General features: G+C 64.6%; 13 protein-coding genes. 2 read left to right on the top strand and 11 right to left on the bottom strand.

The features are described 5' to 3' along the window. Positions 1 to 80: 80 nt before the first annotated feature. The 3 genes from AC1DYL_RS17060 to AC1DYL_RS17050 all read right to left on the bottom strand — a co-directional run bounded on the left by AC1DYL_RS17060 (position 81) and on the right by AC1DYL_RS17050 (position 3,509). The gene (locus tag AC1DYL_RS17060) at positions 81 to 1,298 is read right to left on the bottom strand and encodes an ABC transporter substrate-binding protein (protein WP_477158339.1); all 1,218 of its coding nucleotides are present in this window, start codon (positions 1,296 to 1,298) and stop codon (positions 81 to 83) included. 101 nt (positions 1,299 to 1,399) lie between these two features. After that, positions 1,400 to 2,176 carry a DUF4037 domain-containing protein gene (locus AC1DYL_RS17055; protein ID WP_477174083.1) on the bottom strand — a complete coding sequence of 259 codons (777 nt, stop codon included), beginning with the start codon at positions 2,174 to 2,176 and terminating at the stop codon, positions 1,400 to 1,402. Between the two features lie 10 nt (positions 2,177 to 2,186). After that, positions 2,187 to 3,509: an alpha-L-fucosidase gene (locus AC1DYL_RS17050; RefSeq protein ID WP_477174082.1), complete on the bottom strand. Its 1,323-nt coding sequence runs from the start codon at positions 3,507 to 3,509 to the stop codon at positions 2,187 to 2,189. A 224-nt stretch (positions 3,510 to 3,733) separates the two neighbouring features. On the opposite strand from AC1DYL_RS17050, the gene AC1DYL_RS17045 reads away from it, so the two are divergent. Beyond that, on the top strand, positions 3,734 to 4,738 hold the full coding sequence (locus tag AC1DYL_RS17045; protein ID WP_477174081.1) for a LacI family DNA-binding transcriptional regulator: 1,005 nt from the start codon (positions 3,734 to 3,736) through the stop codon (positions 4,736 to 4,738). A gap of 69 nt (positions 4,739 to 4,807) precedes the next feature. Here AC1DYL_RS17045 and AC1DYL_RS17040 read toward each other — a convergent pair whose 3' ends face one another. From AC1DYL_RS17040 to AC1DYL_RS17025, 4 genes are all read right to left on the bottom strand, one after another. Continuing rightward, the gene (locus AC1DYL_RS17040) at positions 4,808 to 6,700 is read right to left on the bottom strand and encodes an ABC transporter permease (RefSeq protein WP_477174080.1); all 1,893 of its coding nucleotides are present in this window, start codon (positions 6,698 to 6,700) and stop codon (positions 4,808 to 4,810) included. A gap of 11 nt (positions 6,701 to 6,711) precedes the next feature. Further along, the gene (gene ngcE / locus AC1DYL_RS17035) at positions 6,712 to 8,085 is read right to left on the bottom strand and encodes an N-acetylglucosamine/diacetylchitobiose ABC transporter substrate-binding protein (protein ID WP_477150446.1); all 1,374 of its coding nucleotides are present in this window, start codon (positions 8,083 to 8,085) and stop codon (positions 6,712 to 6,714) included. Positions 8,086 to 8,149: 64 nt separating this feature from the next. Next, positions 8,150 to 8,899, bottom strand: coding sequence for a sugar isomerase domain-containing protein (locus AC1DYL_RS17030; RefSeq protein WP_477174079.1), 750 nt, complete (start codon positions 8,897 to 8,899; stop codon positions 8,150 to 8,152). Positions 8,900 to 8,912: 13 nt separating this feature from the next. Further along, entirely contained in the window at positions 8,913 to 9,851 is a 939-nt protein-coding gene (locus tag AC1DYL_RS17025) for a MurR/RpiR family transcriptional regulator (RefSeq protein WP_477158343.1), read from the bottom strand. A gap of 109 nt (positions 9,852 to 9,960) precedes the next feature. Between AC1DYL_RS17025 and AC1DYL_RS17020 the strand changes: the two genes are divergently transcribed. After that, positions 9,961 to 10,971, top strand: coding sequence for an N-acetylglucosamine kinase (locus AC1DYL_RS17020; RefSeq protein WP_477174078.1), 1,011 nt, complete (start codon positions 9,961 to 9,963; stop codon positions 10,969 to 10,971). Positions 10,972 to 10,987: 16 nt separating this feature from the next. On the opposite strand, the gene AC1DYL_RS17015 is transcribed toward AC1DYL_RS17020, so the two are convergent. The 4 genes from AC1DYL_RS17015 to AC1DYL_RS17000 form a co-directional block, all read right to left on the bottom strand. After that, positions 10,988 to 11,233: a hypothetical protein gene (locus AC1DYL_RS17015; RefSeq protein ID WP_477174077.1), complete on the bottom strand. Its 246-nt coding sequence runs from the start codon at positions 11,231 to 11,233 to the stop codon at positions 10,988 to 10,990. A 109-nt stretch (positions 11,234 to 11,342) separates the two neighbouring features. Further along, a complete protein-coding gene (locus AC1DYL_RS17010) occupies positions 11,343 to 11,804 on the bottom strand; it encodes a YbhB/YbcL family Raf kinase inhibitor-like protein (RefSeq protein ID WP_477174076.1) in 462 nt (153 codons plus the stop codon). Positions 11,805 to 12,105: 301 nt separating this feature from the next. Then, entirely contained in the window at positions 12,106 to 13,440 is a 1,335-nt protein-coding gene (locus AC1DYL_RS17005) for an HlyD family type I secretion periplasmic adaptor subunit (protein WP_477174075.1), read from the bottom strand. Then, a complete protein-coding gene (locus tag AC1DYL_RS17000) occupies positions 13,440 to 15,158 on the bottom strand; it encodes a type I secretion system permease/ATPase (RefSeq protein WP_477174074.1) in 1,719 nt (572 codons plus the stop codon). The genes AC1DYL_RS17005 and AC1DYL_RS17000 overlap by 1 nt, the downstream gene beginning before the upstream one ends. Positions 15,159 to 15,175 lie beyond the last annotated feature (17 nt).

Below are 15,175 nucleotides of genomic sequence, written 5' to 3'. Positions count from 1 at the left end.
CTCCTCCCTGGCGGCGCCGCGTTGGCGCCGATGCACGGCTGAGGCGCCCGGCCGGCTGCTGACCGGCCGGGCGCCAGGGCTTACGGCAGCTGGCTCTGGATATCGGCCAGAACCGCGTCCGTGGTGTTGTCACCGTTGAGGGCCAGCGGGATGTACTGGGTGATCAGGTTCTCGAACTCGTTCCAGCTTTCGTTGATGCGGAACGGGGTCGAATGCTCGAAGGAATATTGCAGCGTCTCGCGTGCGCCGGCGATATCCTTGGCGGCCACGTCGTACCAGAACTTCTGCTCCGCGAGGCGGCCGGGCAGCGCACGGCCGGCCGAAGCGAGGATCTCCGCCGCTTTGGGACCGGTCAGCACCTTGAGCGCCTTATACGCTTCGTCCTTATGCTGGCTGGCGGCCGAGATGCCCCAGCCCGAGCCGGCGGTGATGTAGCGCGACGGACCTTCGCCGCGTGGCAGCGGTGCGACGCCGACCTTGAAGCCCACCGAGGCCTGGGTGGTCAGCAGCGACCACGGGCCGTCGATAACCATCGCCGCGTTGCCGGCAGCGAAGCGGCCACTGCCAGTCTGGGCGCCGGCGCCGGAGGCAAAGACCGGCGAGGCCTTGGCCACTGCTACGAGGTCGACGAGCTTGCCCACCGCGGCGGCGTAGCCGGGGTTGGTCAGGTCGAACTGGTTGCCATCGTTGAAGTACTCGGCCCCAAGGGCGACCGGCTGGGCGATGAAGTCGAATGCCTGCACCGCGTAGCCGTAATTGTCGCCGCTGGTGAGCTTCTCGGCGGCGGCCTTGAAGTCGTCGAAGGTCCAGTCGGGCTTGGGCTCGGCGAGCCCGGCCTCGGCGAACTTGTCGCGGTTGTAGAACACCAGCCACGGGCCGACGTCATACGGCAGGGCGTATTGCACGCCATCCTGCGACAGGCCGCTGATGATCGAAGACTCGAACACCGACTTGTCGAAGTTGTCGGCAGCAATGAACGGATCGAGCGGCTCGAGCACGCCGTAGAAGCTCGGCATGCGCATCGACTGCATGGCCACGAGGTCGGCGATCTGGCCGGACGAGGCCAGCACCGGCAGGCGGGTCCAGTAGTCGGTCCAGCCGGAGAACTGCGGCGTCACCTTGATGTTGGGATATTCCTCAGTCACGAGGTCGGCGATGCTCTGGAATAGCGCGGTGTCCTTTTCGTCACCCCACATCTGCCAGGTGAGATTGACGGGGGCGTCCTGCGCCTGCACCTCAAGTGCGAAGGCCGAGCTGCCCACCAGAGCGGCGGCGGCCAAGATCAGAGATAGTTTCACGATAGTTCCTCCTCGGGATGTCGTTGGTTGTTCAGGCACGTGTGTCTTGGTCCTGCACGAGGGCGCCCTCCTCACTTGGCGCGGCGACGTGCGGAGCGGACCTATTCGGCGACCAGCACCTCCAGATCGGCGATGACGGCGATCAGTTCGGTACGCTGGCGCTGCCAGTCGTCGCCCGGCTCGAGAATGGCCGTCATTCGCGCGATGAAATCGGGCGGCAGCCGAGCGAAGTCCTTGGCGATGGCCAGATTCCAGCCGTCGCCTGGGTAGTAGGTGCGGTTGATGGCGAACACGACCTGGTTGATCGCGTTCACCAGCTTGCCGGTGAGCCCGACCAGGAACACCAGATCGCGCCGGGTCACCTTGCTGGCGTAGTGGTAGTCGGCGGCCCAGTAGCGCAGCACCGAGAGGTGCTGGGTGATGATCGAGTCCCGCAGCGCATCCGGGTAGGTGGCGAGCTGGGCTTTCCAGCCCGCCAGGATACCCTGTGGGTCGACGATGATTTGTTGGTGGGCGAGATCGGTGGGCAGGTGGTAGCCCCAGATCGTCCACTCATAGTGCTTGGTGGCGCCGCGGCCGGCGATCCACGCATCGAGGTCAGCCTGCACGCCGGCGTAGCTGCGGGCCCAGACGCCGTCGAGGCGCAGCCCCTTGGCCTCCCAGCCCTGCAGCACTTCGTCGAACTGCTTCCAGGCCTTGGTCTGGCGCAGTTCGGGGCCCTTGAACCGATCGGCATAGACCCGGAAGTCGTAGTCCGACTGCGAGTCCGAGCGGTGCTTGGCCCGCGATCCGCCGAGCGACACCGCGCCGTCGCCGCTTTCCGCCAGTTCCGCGATGACCGGGGTCATCGTGGCGAACAGTTCTTCCTCCAAGCTCATCTGCCGGCCCTCAGGGGTTGAGGATCAGCTCGATCACCGGCACGACGACGTTCGGCTTGATGACCGGCAGCTCGAGCGTCAGCATGCCGCTGCCGACGGCGACGCCGATGTTGGAATCCACCTCGGCCTTCGGATCGAGCCAGTGGATCTCGCTGCCATCGTGCAGGAACTGCGCGTACTTCACCTTGCCGCCCAGCCCATCGATATGGATGTGGCGGAACGGCCAGGTCTGCACGTGGACGTAGAGCCGGTCGCCAACCTGCGTGAACTTGCAGCCATTGGGCGGGGTGAAGTCCGAGGGCCCTGCCCCGTAGATCGAACGTGCGTTCACCCGCATCCAGTCGCGATAGACGCCGAGCGCCTGCTCGGCCCGCACGTCGAAGGTGCCGCGGGCGGTGGGGCCGACATTCATCAGGAGGTTGCCGCCAAGCGCCACGGAGTCGATCAGGAGGTTGATGAGTTGGCCCGGATCCTTCCAGGTGCTCTCGTCGCGGTGGTAGCCCCACGAGCCGCTGAAGGTGTGGCAGACTTCCCAGCGGACGGGCTTGCCCTGCCAGGTCGGCGCAACGCGCGGGGTATACTGCTCGGGGGTCGCGAGGTCCTTGGGATGGTTGCCGTCCGTCGGCAGGTCGAGGCGGTCGCCGACGATGATGCTGGGCTGCAGCTGGCGCACCAGCGCGATCAGCTCTTCGCTCTCCCAGTCGTTGCGCCCCTTGCCGGGCATGCCGCGATATTCGCGCTTGGGATAGCTGAAATCGAACCAGATGACGGAGATCTCGCCGAAATTGGTCAGCAGTTCGGTGACCTGGTTGCGCATGTAGGCTGCGTACTTCCGGACATCGCGGCTCTTGTTGATCTCCAGCGCATCGGGGTGATTGCGCATGGGATGGATGCCGTCGATCGGGAATTCCGGGTGGTGCCAGTCGATCAGCGAATAGTAGAAGCCGACCTTGAGGCCCTCGGCGCGAAACGCTTCGACGTAGGCCTTCAGGAGGTCCCTGCCATAGGGGGTATTGGTCGCCTTGTAGTCGGTGAAGGCGCTGTCCCACAGGCAGAAACCTTCATGGTGCTTGGCGGTCAGCACCACGTATTTCATCCCGGCTTCCCGGGCGCGCCGCGCCCATTCGCGCGGATCGTAGAGATCGGGGTCGAAGTTCTCGAAGTACTTGGCGTAGTCCTCCGCGGGGATCTCCTCACGGTGCTGCACCCACTCGTGCCGCGCGGCCATCGCGTACAGGCCGAAGTGGATGAACATGCCGAAACGGTCATCCGTGAACCAGGCTTTGCCGCCCTCGGACCCGACCCGACCGTTGGTTGCCGCAGTACTATTCAATCTTTCCTCCCATATCCCGGCTTCGCATCGAATGCATATCGAACCGGTTCGATCGGTAACTTGATTTGGGATGGTGGCGGAGTCAACCCCATTCCGAACGGCTATCGGAATTTGAGATTTCCCTTGCAGAACCCCACGCGAATGCTACCAATCTGGCATTCCCGGGCGGGCCGGGCACCTAGGTGCTCGTGCCGCTAAGCCATAGAAGCGGTTCGACAAAATCAATGGCCACAATTCGTGATGTTGCGAGACTGGCCGACGTTTCGGTCTCGACCGTCTCGCTGGCCCTGAGCAACCCGGGCCGCGTCAGCCAGAAGACACTCGAGCGGATACGCACGGCCGTCGAGGCGGTGGGCTATGTCGCCGATCCACTGGCCCAGAGCCTTGCCCGAGGCCGCAGCCGCCTGATCGGCCTCGTTGTCGGCAATGTCGGTAACCCGTTCTTCGGCGATATCCGGCGCGAGCTCGAGAACTATGCCATCGAGCACAACCACTTCGTGCTGATCACGGACTCGTCCGGCAAGCCCGACCGCGAGCGGGCACTGGTGGAACATCTCTCCGGCCTCAAGGTCGCCGGGCTGGCTCTGGCGCCGTCGGGACACGACCGGGAGTATGTGGATTTCATCCGGGGGCTGAAGATCCCGACGGTATGCTTCGACCAGAAGGTGGCCGGCATAGAGCGGGATTTCGTCGGTTCGGACAATCACCTCGCCGGCGCCATGCTCACCGAGCACCTGCTGCAGCTTGGCCATCGGCGCATTGCCTTCATCGCCGGCCCAAAGCACATGCACACCGCCTCCGAGCGGCTGCGCGGCTTCACCGATACCATGGCGAGCGCCGGGGTCGAGGTGAACCCAAATCTCGTGGTGGATGGCCAGTTCACCCGCGGTGCCGGCTATGAGGCCGCAATGCGCCTCTTGATCCAGCCGGAGCGGCCGACCGCGATCATCGGCGCCAACAATGCGGTGTCCCTCGCGGCGCTGCAGGCGATGCAGGAGCTTGGCTTCAACTGCCCGGACGACATTTCGCTGGCGATGATCGACGATGTGCAGTGGAGCAGCGTGATCACCCCGCGGATCACCATGGTAATCCAGGACACGATGAAGCTGGGCGGCATCATCGCCCGCCGGATCCTCCATCGCATGAGCCCGGAAGGCGCCGCCGATCCGGTTCAGGACTTCGTCCTGGCGCCGAAGTTCGTGCCGGGCAGCTCATGCAAGCGGCTGTGATCGCACGAGCTTAACCACCGAGCCCTCACGCCGCGCACGGATGCGCGGCGCAATAGCGTTTGGGCTGAGCTATTTCAGCATGCCGGTTTGCACGGAACCCTGCAGCTGGCGCTGGAAGATGATGTAGGTCACCAGCACCGGCAGCACGGTGATCACGACGGCGGCGAACAGCGCCCCGAAGTTGACCGCGTAGCCTGCCTGCGAGGCGAACGACGCCATGCCCTGGCTCAGCACGTAGTTGGCGGTGTTGGTGTTGAGCGCGATCGGCAGCAGGAACTGGTTCCAGAGGCCGAGGAAGTTGAAGATTGCCACAGACGCGATGCCGGGCTTGGCCATGGGCAGCATGATGGTGAAGAAGATGCGCCACGGGCCGGCCCCATCGATCATCGCCGCCTCGGCAATCTCCTGCGGTAGTGTGCGGAAGAAGGCGTAGAGGAAGAACACCGTGAACGGCAGCGCGAACGCCACATAGGTGATGATCAGGCCGGGGAAGGTGTTCAGCAGGCCAAAGCTCCTGAGCGTCTGGAACAGCGGCACCACGGCGAGGAAGATCGGGAACGTCAGCCCGGCCAGCATCAGGTAGTAGATGATCTTGCTGCCTTTGAACTCGTAGCGCGCCAGGTAATAGGCGCACATGGAGCCAAGCAGCATGACGATGGCGAGCGCACAGCCGACGACAATGACCGTGTTGACGAAATAGGTGCCGATGCTCGCCGTGGTCCACGCCGACACGTAGTTGTCGAAGTTGAAGCTGGTGGGCAGCGTGAAGGGCGACCCGAAGATCTGCTGGGTGGTCTTGAACGAACTCATCAGCACCCAGAGCAAGGGCGCGCAGATGATGACGACCCAGGCGATCAGGGCGACGTGCGAAATCGTGGCGACGGTCTTGTCCGTCCAGATGGTCTTCTTCGCCACCGGATGCTCGAGCTGGCCAATCGGCTTTGCCTGCGTCGCGACGGGAGCTGCGCGAACCAGCGGCGCGACCGAAGTGCTGACCGGCTCCGATTTGGGCGGGCGACCGGTCCACCAGAAGACGAGGAACACCAGCGCCGCGAAGACCAGCGTGATGATCGCCAGGGTTGCGCCCATCGACGTTGCGTAGCCGAACTTGCCCTTCTTGAAGGCCGTGTTCAGCAGGTGCTGCGAGATGACGACGGTGGAGTTGGCAGGGCCACCCGACGGGTTCAGCGCCTGCATGTAGACGAAGGCGTCGAGCGCGAGGATGCCGAGATAGACATAGGCCGTGCGGATGTTGTCGCGGATCATCGGCACGGTGACGGAAATGGCGGTGCGGAAGCGCCCTGCCCCATCGACGCGCGCCGCCTCGTAGACCTCGGCTGGAATGCCTTTGATCGCTGCGATGAACAGCACCATGTAGAAGCCGACCATCGACCAGGCGATGACGAAGATCGAAGCGCCCATGGCGGTGCGCTCGTCGCCGAGCCAGGCGAAGGACTTGAAGAAATCGAACCCCAGCGCCGTCAGAATACCGTTCAAGAGGCCGCTGGAGGGGTCATACATCTGCGCCCAGAGGATGCCGATGACGATCGCCGGGACGGTGTAGGGGAAGAACGAAATGACCCGGTAGACGCCGGAATGCTTGAGACCCTGGATTTGCCCGCGGGTCACGCCGCCAATGGTCACCAGCGTGGCCAGCGTCACCGACAGGATGATGACGAGCGGCGGCAGGACCAGGACCAGCACAATGGAGTTGTAGACGGCCTTGGTGAAAACCGGGTCGCTCAGCAAGGTGAGATAGTTGGTCAGGCCCACGAAGTTCATCTTCTTCGAGAAGCCTGACCAATCAGTCATCGAGTAGTAGAAGGCCTGCACGAATGGCGAGATCACGAAGATCACGTAGATCGCCAGCGGAAGTCCGAGGAACACCAGCGCGAAGCTGCTGTTCTCGAGGCTTGGTAGTTTCCACCGGCGGGTTGTCGTCGTGACCGGTGCGCTCGCCATCGTGCCTTCCATCACTTCACTTCGACTTTCGTGACAGAGGCATCATTGTACACGGCGTCAGTGATCGCCTGCAACGCAGCGGTGAAGGCCGCCACGTCGAGCTTGCCATCGAGGAAGCTGTTCCAGACGACGAGTTCGTCCTGGTTCGTGCCGTAGAGATCGAACGAGTTCCAGGTGAAGACGTCGTTGCCGGCGTCGGCCAGGAGCTTGCTCTGCGAGACCAGAGCGGTCGAACCGAAACCGTCGGCAGGAACGGTGTCCTTGACGATGGTCGGAGCGAGCTTGGTCTTGGCAAAGTTCGTCGCGGCTTCCTTCGAGAGCATCGTGCGGAGCAGTTCCTTGCCACCGGCAAGGTTGAGAGCCCCGAGCGGGATGATGAAGGGCTCGCCCGCCGTGGCGTGGAGAGCCGTCTTGGGCAGCTTATCGTTCTCGTCGATCGACAGTTCCGGCATACCGGTCATCCGGAAGCCTTCCTTGGTCGCCGGCTTCATCTCGTTCTCGATCCACGAGCCCGAGGGGTAGAGGAGGAACGACTGGTCGTTCGACCACTGCGCCTGGGCAGCGGTGAACTGGGTACCAGCGCCACCCGGCTTCATCATGCCGCCCTGGATGATCTCATAGAGCGAGGTGAAGACCGACTGGAACGCCGGATGCGACCAGAAGCCCGGAGTGAAGTTGTCGACGGCGAGACGCACCTCGTCGCCGCCCGCCTTGATCGCCGAGGCGACTGCGGTGGTGCGGTAGTAGGTGGCGGCTTCTTTACCCCAACCGAACAGGTAGAGGTTCTTTTCCTTGGCCTTCTTGCCGAGCTCGATGGCTTCGGCCCAGGTGGTCGGCGGGGTCCAGCCATTGTCTTCGAACAGCTGAGCCGAATACCAGATGCCGTAGACGGTCATCACGTAGTTGAGCGCGATGAACTTGTCGCCGAAGGTACCCGGCTTCTCGACGCCACCCACCAGGGTGTCGCGGATCTTGACGCCTTCGAGGCTCGGAGCGTCGAGCACCGAGTTCATGTCTTCGAGCTGGTCGATGATGGCCGCAAAGCCGATGGCCTGAGCGCCGGAGTTGTCGATCAGGTCAGGCGGGTTGCCGCCAAGGAAGCGCGGCTGCAGTTCCTGAGCGATCTGGGTCGACGGGGACACCTTCACGGTGACGGTCGGGTGGTTCTTCTGCACGAGGGCGGCAGCGAACTCGACATAGTCAATGCCGTAGCCGCCGTTGAAAATCACGGCGTCAACGGCCGAGCCGTCGGCGAGACCGAACGGGTTGGCGGCATCCTGAGCGAGCGCGCTGGTCGAACCCAGCAGCCCGCCGAACGGCGCTGCCGCCGCCAGGGCCGTCGTGCCGAGCAAAAAGCTACGGCGATCGATAGTTTTCTTGAACATTTAGTTCCTTCCCTTCTCCAAGTATTTTAGTCGTTAGGCCTCACGCCAAACGAGCCGCAATCCCTCAGGATTCCCCGCGGATCCGCTTGCCGTAAAGATCTTCGAGGGCGCGGTTGTGCTCGTCGCCCCCGGGGATATTTGCCGAAATGTAGAGAGGCGGCTTCTTGCCGCGCTGCTGCAGCGACTGCGCCACGCCGATGGTGATGCGCTGCGCGATGAAGGCTGCCGTGATCGAGGAGACTGCGCCTACGCCCATGCCACCCTCCAATTCGAGGGTACTGTCGCCGAAGGGTGCCAGGTTGTCGATGACGATGTCGGCCACTTCGCTGAGCCGCTTGCCGCTCGGATGCTTGGGCGTGACGCGGTTGGTGTGCTCGAGGCTGGTGACGGCGATCAGCTTGTGACCGCGCGCCTTGGCAGCGAGCGCGAGGCCGACGATCGAGCCGTTGACGCCCGAGTTGGAGGCGATGATGAAGATGTCATTCTTGTCGATGTCGTAGAGCGACAAGAGGTTCTCGGCGACGTTGGGGTCACGCTCCAGCGCAGCGCCACCGAGGATCGAGATGTCCCTGCCGCCGCGCAGCACCAGGGCGCGCAGCGGGATGCGGTTGGCGGCGATCAGACCGCCGGCGCGACCGGCGATCTCCATCGCAAAGGCCTCCGAGTGGCCGGTGCCGAAAGCCTGCACCACGCCGCCGGCCGCCACTGCGTCGGTGATCAGCGCGATCGCGTCGTCGATCGGCCCCTTGGCCGCCGCCAGGCGCTCGAGGCGGCTCGTGACTTCATGCAGGAACTGGGTCGTCAAATCGGTCATAATAAACTCGGTTTCAGGACAACTGGTTGGCCGGGCCGCGTGTGGCCGGCCGGAACGAAGGCGCGCCGCGCAGCGGGCGGCGTCGGGGTGCAACGGCAGCGCCAGAGGCGGCGAGAAGCCGCGTGGTGCGGTCGAAGTTGGACTGCGCAATCAGCAGGTAGAGCAGGTCCACCACGAACAGCTGGCAATGCCGCGCCGAGAGGTCGGCGGGCTGCAGGTAGCCATCGGGCGAAGCCGCGATCAGCACCTCGTCGGCGACCCGCGCCAGCGGCGAGTCCGGGTTGCCGGTGATCGCCACCGCGTAGGCGCCCGTGGTCTTGGCGAGCGTCAGCATCTCAATGGTTTCTTCGGTGCGGCCGGTATTGGAAATGCCGATCGCCACGCACTTCTTGTCGAGGATAGCGGCACTGGTCAGCCCGTTGTGCACCTCGGCCCAGGCGTGAACGTTGATGCCGATGCGATAGAGCCGCGACTCCGTCTCCAGCGCGGTCAGCGCGCTGCCGCCGACGCCATAGACGTCGACATGGCGCGACTTCACGATGGTGTCGGCCACGCGCATCGCGGTGGGCATGTCGAGGAGGCCGGAGGTGGTCTGCAGCGACAGCACGTGGGTGTTGAGCAGCGCCCGCCGGATGTCATCGGGGGCATCGTGCGGGCCGAAGGAGCGACCGATGTCGGCGATCCAGGCGGCCTGCGCCCCGCCGCGACCGACATCCTCGGCGATGGCGACACGCAACTGGGCATAGCCGGTATAGCCGATGGTCCGGCAGAACCGAGTTACGCTGGCGGCGGAGGTGCCGGCGCGCTCGGCGAGTTCGGTGATCGAGAGGCTCAGCGGAGCGGTCGGATCGTCAGCGAGGACAGCTGCGATTTTGGTCATCGTCGCCGGCATCTGAGACTGTAAGGTCTCGATGCGATCCAGAACGCTGAACGTCTTTGCGGCGGCGGTCATCTATGCTAGCGAACCCTTGCTCTGAAAATTGCTCTCAAGAAGGCCTGCGAGTGAGTGAAAACAATTCTTATCCAGCAAGTTTGGCGTTTGCAAGCGGGCCGTTGACGCCATGAGCAGGGTTTTGCTGGCCATCGATGTCGGTGGATCAACCTCGCGCGCCTCACTTGTCGACGAGACCGGCCGCTGCCTCGGCCAGGGCCGCAATCTGGGCGGTAACCCGGCTTCGAACACGCCGGAACAGGCGGCGTCGGCCATCATTTCGGCCGTCGAGGCGGCCGTAGCCGATGCGGGGAACGGCCCATTCGACATCGCAGTGGCGCTGATCGCACTCGCTGGTCCGCGCGTCCGCGTGGCGCAAAGCCGCCTCGAGGAGGCGTTCCGGGGACTGGGGCTGAGTGGTCCGCTGGTTTTCGGGGCCGACCTCGCAGCGATGTTCGCCTCGGTCACCGCCGCGGCGGATGGCTATTGCCTCGTCTGCGGTACGGGCGCCGGTGGAGTGCGGCTGCGCGGCGGCGTCATCGAAGGGGTGGTCGACGCAGCGGGCTGGCTGGTGGGTGATCTCGGCTCGGGGTACTGGCTCGGCCACCATGCTGCCATTGCCGTCGCCGCGGCGCTCGAGGGTCGAGGTGAAGAGACCTCGCTTTCGGCCGCCATGCTCGAGGCGTTCAACATTCCCTGGTCCGATGAGCAGGCGCCCGACGGCCGGGCTGTGCCACTGCGGCTGTTCATCGACGCGGTCTACTCGATCAGGCCGATCGAATTGGCACGCTTCGCTCAGCTGGTCATCGCGCACCGTGGCGATGCGGTCGCCGATCGGCTGCTCGCCCAGGCCGAACGCTACCTGCTCGCCGACTTCAAGATGATATTCGATCCGCAAATGCCCGGGCCGGTCGCGCTCGGCGGCGGCATCATTCCGCATCTCAAGGGGCTACCCGCAGCAGTCGGCGAGGTGATCAGGGCCGCCGGGCACGTCCCCGACATCCGCCTCGCCGGCGACGGGTCGGTGGGCGCTATCGTCCTCGCGCTACGTGCCATCGGCATTACTGTCGACGAACCCATGGTGCAGGACATCGCGGCCTCGATAGCGGCGCGTAACACGAAGGCCGTTGTCGCGTCCTAGCGGGTGACTCGGGGGCCTAGGAATGCGGCTGCGGCTTGACCTCGGCGGCCTTGTCGACGGTGGCCTTGTCGCCGATGCGGTTGCCGTGATCGTTGAGATCGCGGCCGAAATCGTCCTGGTTGTCGTCGATCTGCTCGGCAAGCATCTCCGCACCGGTCTCCGCGCGTTCCCGGCTATCGCCGGCCTCGCCGATGATCGCTGCGGCCCTGGCGCGCGAGATGCCGAACTTGTTCGCAAGTTCCTGAGGTTGGTACTGGGCCATTTCGCTCTCCCGACTTGATGAAAATCAACGACTGCGCGGGCGCTAGGTTGCGCTTTTCGGCCGGATGAACTGCACTATCAGCCACGCACCGGACAGAGCGCGGCAGATGTCAGCGCTCGTAGGTGCCGACGAGGTCGGCTTCCTCGATGGCGTGCTTGCGAGCCTCGCGCCAGACTGCTTCGGCATCGAGATCGGCAGGAATGGCGAGGGTGGGCACATCGAGCGCGGTGAGTCGGAAATGATAGTGATGCACCCCGTGCCCCTTCGGCGGTGCTGGTCCGTCGTAGCCGGCATTGCCGAAATCGTTCCGGCCATAGCGCAGGGCCTGATCGGTTCCGCCATCCATGCTCTCGGGCAGGTGATCCTGGTTGGCAGGGATGTTGTAGACTGCGAAGTGGCGGAAGGTGCCGCTCGGCGCATCCGGGTCCTCGACAACGAGGGCGAAACTGCGCGTGTTTTCCGGGGCGCCGGTCCATGTCAGCGGGGGCACCTGGTTCTCGCCGTCGCGGGTGTATTTCCTGGGGACGGTCGCGCCTTCGGTGAAGGCCGGACTGCTGATGGTGAGCGACATGGTGCCTGCTCCCTGGCCGCGGAACCGGCGCGGCTCCTATGACGGAGTGCAATGATCGATGTCCGCATTCGTTCCAGGTTTTCCGGTACCGCAGTTAGTGCCCTCGATCGCAGCCTCACCGGTTCACTAAGGCGTGAGGGCGGGTTCCCCGTCGAAAACGCAGGAACCATCCGGGGCGCGCCGCGTTGTGGTGCTGCAGTTCAAATTCGTCCGAAAGGACATAGGAGAATTGCAAGGCGGCAGGAGAATCAAACCTCTCCTGCCGTCCCTTTTTTGTGGCGCGCCCTTGTCGTTGCGCGCCCTAGCGTTCGCGGAATGACTGGTCGAGTGCTGCAAACAGCGGCCCCACGATGTAGTCGAGCGCCGTGCGCTCCTTGGTGGTGATCATCACTGCTGCCGGCATGCCGGGATACAGCTGAATCTCTGGGCTTTCCGCGAGTTCGTTCGCATCGACCGCCACGCGGGCGACGTAGTACGGCACCTGGGTCCGCTCATCGGTCAGCCGGTCGGCCGAGATGTTGGTGACGTTGCCGTGGATCAGGGGAGTGATCCGTTGCTTGTAGGAGATGAAATGAACTTCGGCGCGCATCCCCGGGGCGATGTCGGCGATGTCCTCGACGCGTATTTTCGCTTCGACGATCAGCGATCGCTCTTCGGGTACGATATCGAGCAGGCGCTCGCCCGCGGCGATCACCCCGCCTACCGAGAACACGGCAAGGTCGACGATGCGACCGGCATAGGGGGCACGCACCTGCGTCCTTGCCAGCGCGGTGGCGGCCGCGTGTTGACGCGGAGCGAGATCGAGAAGCTTGGACTGTACCTCGGAGAGCTGCTGGGTGACCTCGGCGAGCCGGTCGCGTGAGAGTTGCGAGACCTGCTGGGCATTCTCCTCGATCGCCCGCAGGTTGGACGCAACCGTCGCCTCCAGGGAGGCGATCTGTCCCTCGATGCCCTTGGCCGTCCGATCGAGCTGCAACAGGCGCGGCTGCTCGATGAGACCGTTGTCGTAAAGCTCCTGCAGCTTGGCGCGTTCCGTCACTACCGAGTCCAACTGGTCGCGCAGCGCCTGCGCCTGCGACTCGCTGCCGGTGATCTGTGCGCTCAGTTGCGAGCGGCGTTCACCGAGTATGCGTGTCTGGCCCTCGATGGCGGCGCGGCGGCTTTCAAACTCGCGCTGCTGGTTGTCCATCGCGGCGCCGGCGGTTGCTTCGGTGAGTTCCGGCGGGAAGGCGATTGTCGGTGCGGCGTCCCGCTCGGCCAGGAGGCGGGACTGCATGGCCCGCAGATTGATCGTCTGCTGCTGCAGGATGTCGAGCTCGGCGCGCGTGGCCGTGTCATCGAGGACGATCAGCACGTCGCCGGCCGCAACGGTGTCGCCATCGCGAAACCGCAGTTCCTTGACGACGCCGCCATCTGGATGCTGCACGCTTTTCCTGTTGCCTTCGACCTTGACGACCGCCTCGCCGACCACCGCTGCGTTGAGCGGCGCAAGGGCGGCCCAGCCGCCCAGGCCGCCAAAGAACAGCGTCAGGATGACAAACCCCGCCCGGATCGGCCCGGCTGCGGAATCGCTGGTTTGCCCCGGATTGGAGCGCATGGCAGCTGGCGGCGGGAGGCTGGCGAAAGCTTGCGACATCAGCCGGTCGCTGCCGTCTCGGCAGCCCCCTCTTCCCTGGGCAGTGCCGTGGTCGCTCGCACGTTCAGCCGACGCAGGAATTCGCTTCGTTCGCTGAACACCTCCACGGCGCCATCGCGCAGGACCAGTATCTTGTCGACCGTTGCGAGCGAGGCAGCACGATGCGAGATGATGACGACGGTCGTCCCTCGCCGCTTGAGCTGGGCAACGCATTCGGCCAGCGCCTGGTCCCCCTCGGTATCGAGGTTGGAGCCGGGCTCGTCGAGGAGCACCAGGCTCGGATTGCCAAAGACAGCGCGAGCGAGGGCCACCCGTTGCCGGAACCCGCCTGAGAGCACCACGCCGCCTCCGCCAATCTCGGTGTCATAGCCAGCGGGCAGGCGCAGGATCATGTCATGTACGCCGGCGAGCTTGGCAGCTTCGACAATCCGGTCGTCCGCCTCAGTGGCGAAACGTCCGATATTGGCGGCAACTGTGTCGGAGAACAGCTCGATGTCCTGCGGCAGATAACCAATGTGCTGGCCCGCCAGCCAGGTGGTGACATCGGCGCTGTCGAGGCGGACGGCGCCGGCACTCGGGCGCAGCACACCAACCATTTGGCGCGCCAGAGTGGACTTGCCGGCCCCGGAAGGCCCGATGATGCCGATGGACTCGCCGGGCTCGAGACTGAAAGTGACGTTGCGTAGGATTGGCCGGGGACTGCCCTGTGGGATGTAAAGCAGGCCCTCGACGGCCAACCTGCCCTGTGGGCGAGGCAAGGCGGTGGTGCGCTCTGAGCCGGGGTTCGCGATCAGCAGGTCCCGCACCCGCTGCCATGCGCCGTGCGCAGAGACGAGGCCGCGCCATTGGCCCACGGTCTGCTCAACGGGCTGCAGCGCGCGGCTTAGCAGGATTGACGCGGCGAACATCACGCCGGCCGTGGCGAGCCGCTCGATGACGAGATAGGCGCCCAGTCCCAGAATTGCCGATTGCATCGCCAGGCGAACGAACTTGACGAAGCTCTGCATGGTGGCCGCGCGGTCGCTGGCGGTCACCTGCCGGTCAAGTACCCTGTTGCGATCCCTGCTCCAGCGATTGAGGAGCCCACCGATCATGCCCATGGCGCGAACCACCTCGGAGTTGCGCAGGCTCATCTCGGTGAAGGCGTAGTTCCTCGACGCCGCCGCATTGGATTCGCTCATGGGTGCGCGAACCAGCCATTCCGTCAGCAGAGCAAGCACGATCAGGGCCAGCGCCGATCCCAGGGCAAAGAAGCCCAGCCAGGGATGGAGCAAGAAGATGACCGCGATGTAGATGGGCGCCCACGGCAGGTCGAGGATCGCGTGGATGCCACTGCCGGTTATGAACTGGCGAACGCTGTCGAAGTCCCGCAGTGGCTGGCTGCTGGATGCCGAGCCTCCCTGCAGGTCGACGCTGGCGGCCACCACCCGGCTCGCCAGCATGGTGTCGAGCCGCACGCTTGCGCGGGTCAGAATGCGGGCGCGAACCACGTCCAATGCGGCGAGGGCGATGAAGGCCAGGGCCAGCGCGACGGTGAGCATGACCAGCGTCGTCACGCTGCCGGAGGAAACGACCCGATCATAGACCTGCAACATGTAGATCGGGCCAGCCAGGTAGAGCACGTTGGTTGCGAAGCTGAACAAGGCGGCGGCCTGGAAGTAGCCCCGGCACGCCGCCATTACCCGGCGGATCTCATCGCTTTTTGGTTTTGTTGCCATGATCGCGGTTCACTGGC

It is taken from the genome of Devosia sp. P1_H9 (genome assembly GCF_056405135.1).
This window is presented reverse-complemented; position numbering and strand designations above follow the sequence as displayed.

Bases quoted from the DNA above. Each gene is read 5' to 3' on its own strand.
- AC1DYL_RS17055 (WP_477174083.1), bottom strand. From the start codon at position 2,176: ATGAGCTTGGAGGAAGAACTGTTCGCCACGATGACCCCGGTCATCGCG.
- AC1DYL_RS17045 (WP_477174081.1), top strand. From the start codon at position 3,734: ATGGCCACAATTCGTGATGTTGCGAGACTGGCCGACGTTTCGGTCTCG.
- AC1DYL_RS17040 (WP_477174080.1), bottom strand. From the start codon at position 6,700: ATGGCGAGCGCACCGGTCACGACGACAACCCGCCGGTGGAAACTACCA.
- ngcE (WP_477150446.1), bottom strand. From the start codon at position 8,085: ATGTTCAAGAAAACTATCGATCGCCGTAGCTTTTTGCTCGGCACGACG.
- AC1DYL_RS17030 (WP_477174079.1), bottom strand. From the start codon at position 8,899: ATGACCGATTTGACGACCCAGTTCCTGCATGAAGTCACGAGCCGCCTC.
- AC1DYL_RS17025 (WP_477158343.1), bottom strand. From the start codon at position 9,851: ATGACCGCCGCCGCAAAGACGTTCAGCGTTCTGGATCGCATCGAGACC.
- AC1DYL_RS17020 (WP_477174078.1), top strand. From the start codon at position 9,961: ATGAGCAGGGTTTTGCTGGCCATCGATGTCGGTGGATCAACCTCGCGC.
- AC1DYL_RS17015 (WP_477174077.1), bottom strand. From the start codon at position 11,233: ATGGCCCAGTACCAACCTCAGGAACTTGCGAACAAGTTCGGCATCTCG.
- AC1DYL_RS17010 (WP_477174076.1), bottom strand. From the start codon at position 11,804: ATGTCGCTCACCATCAGCAGTCCGGCCTTCACCGAAGGCGCGACCGTC.
- AC1DYL_RS17005 (WP_477174075.1), bottom strand. From the start codon at position 13,440: ATGTCGCAAGCTTTCGCCAGCCTCCCGCCGCCAGCTGCCATGCGCTCC.
- AC1DYL_RS17000 (WP_477174074.1), bottom strand. From the start codon at position 15,158: ATGGCAACAAAACCAAAAAGCGATGAGATCCGCCGGGTAATGGCGGCG.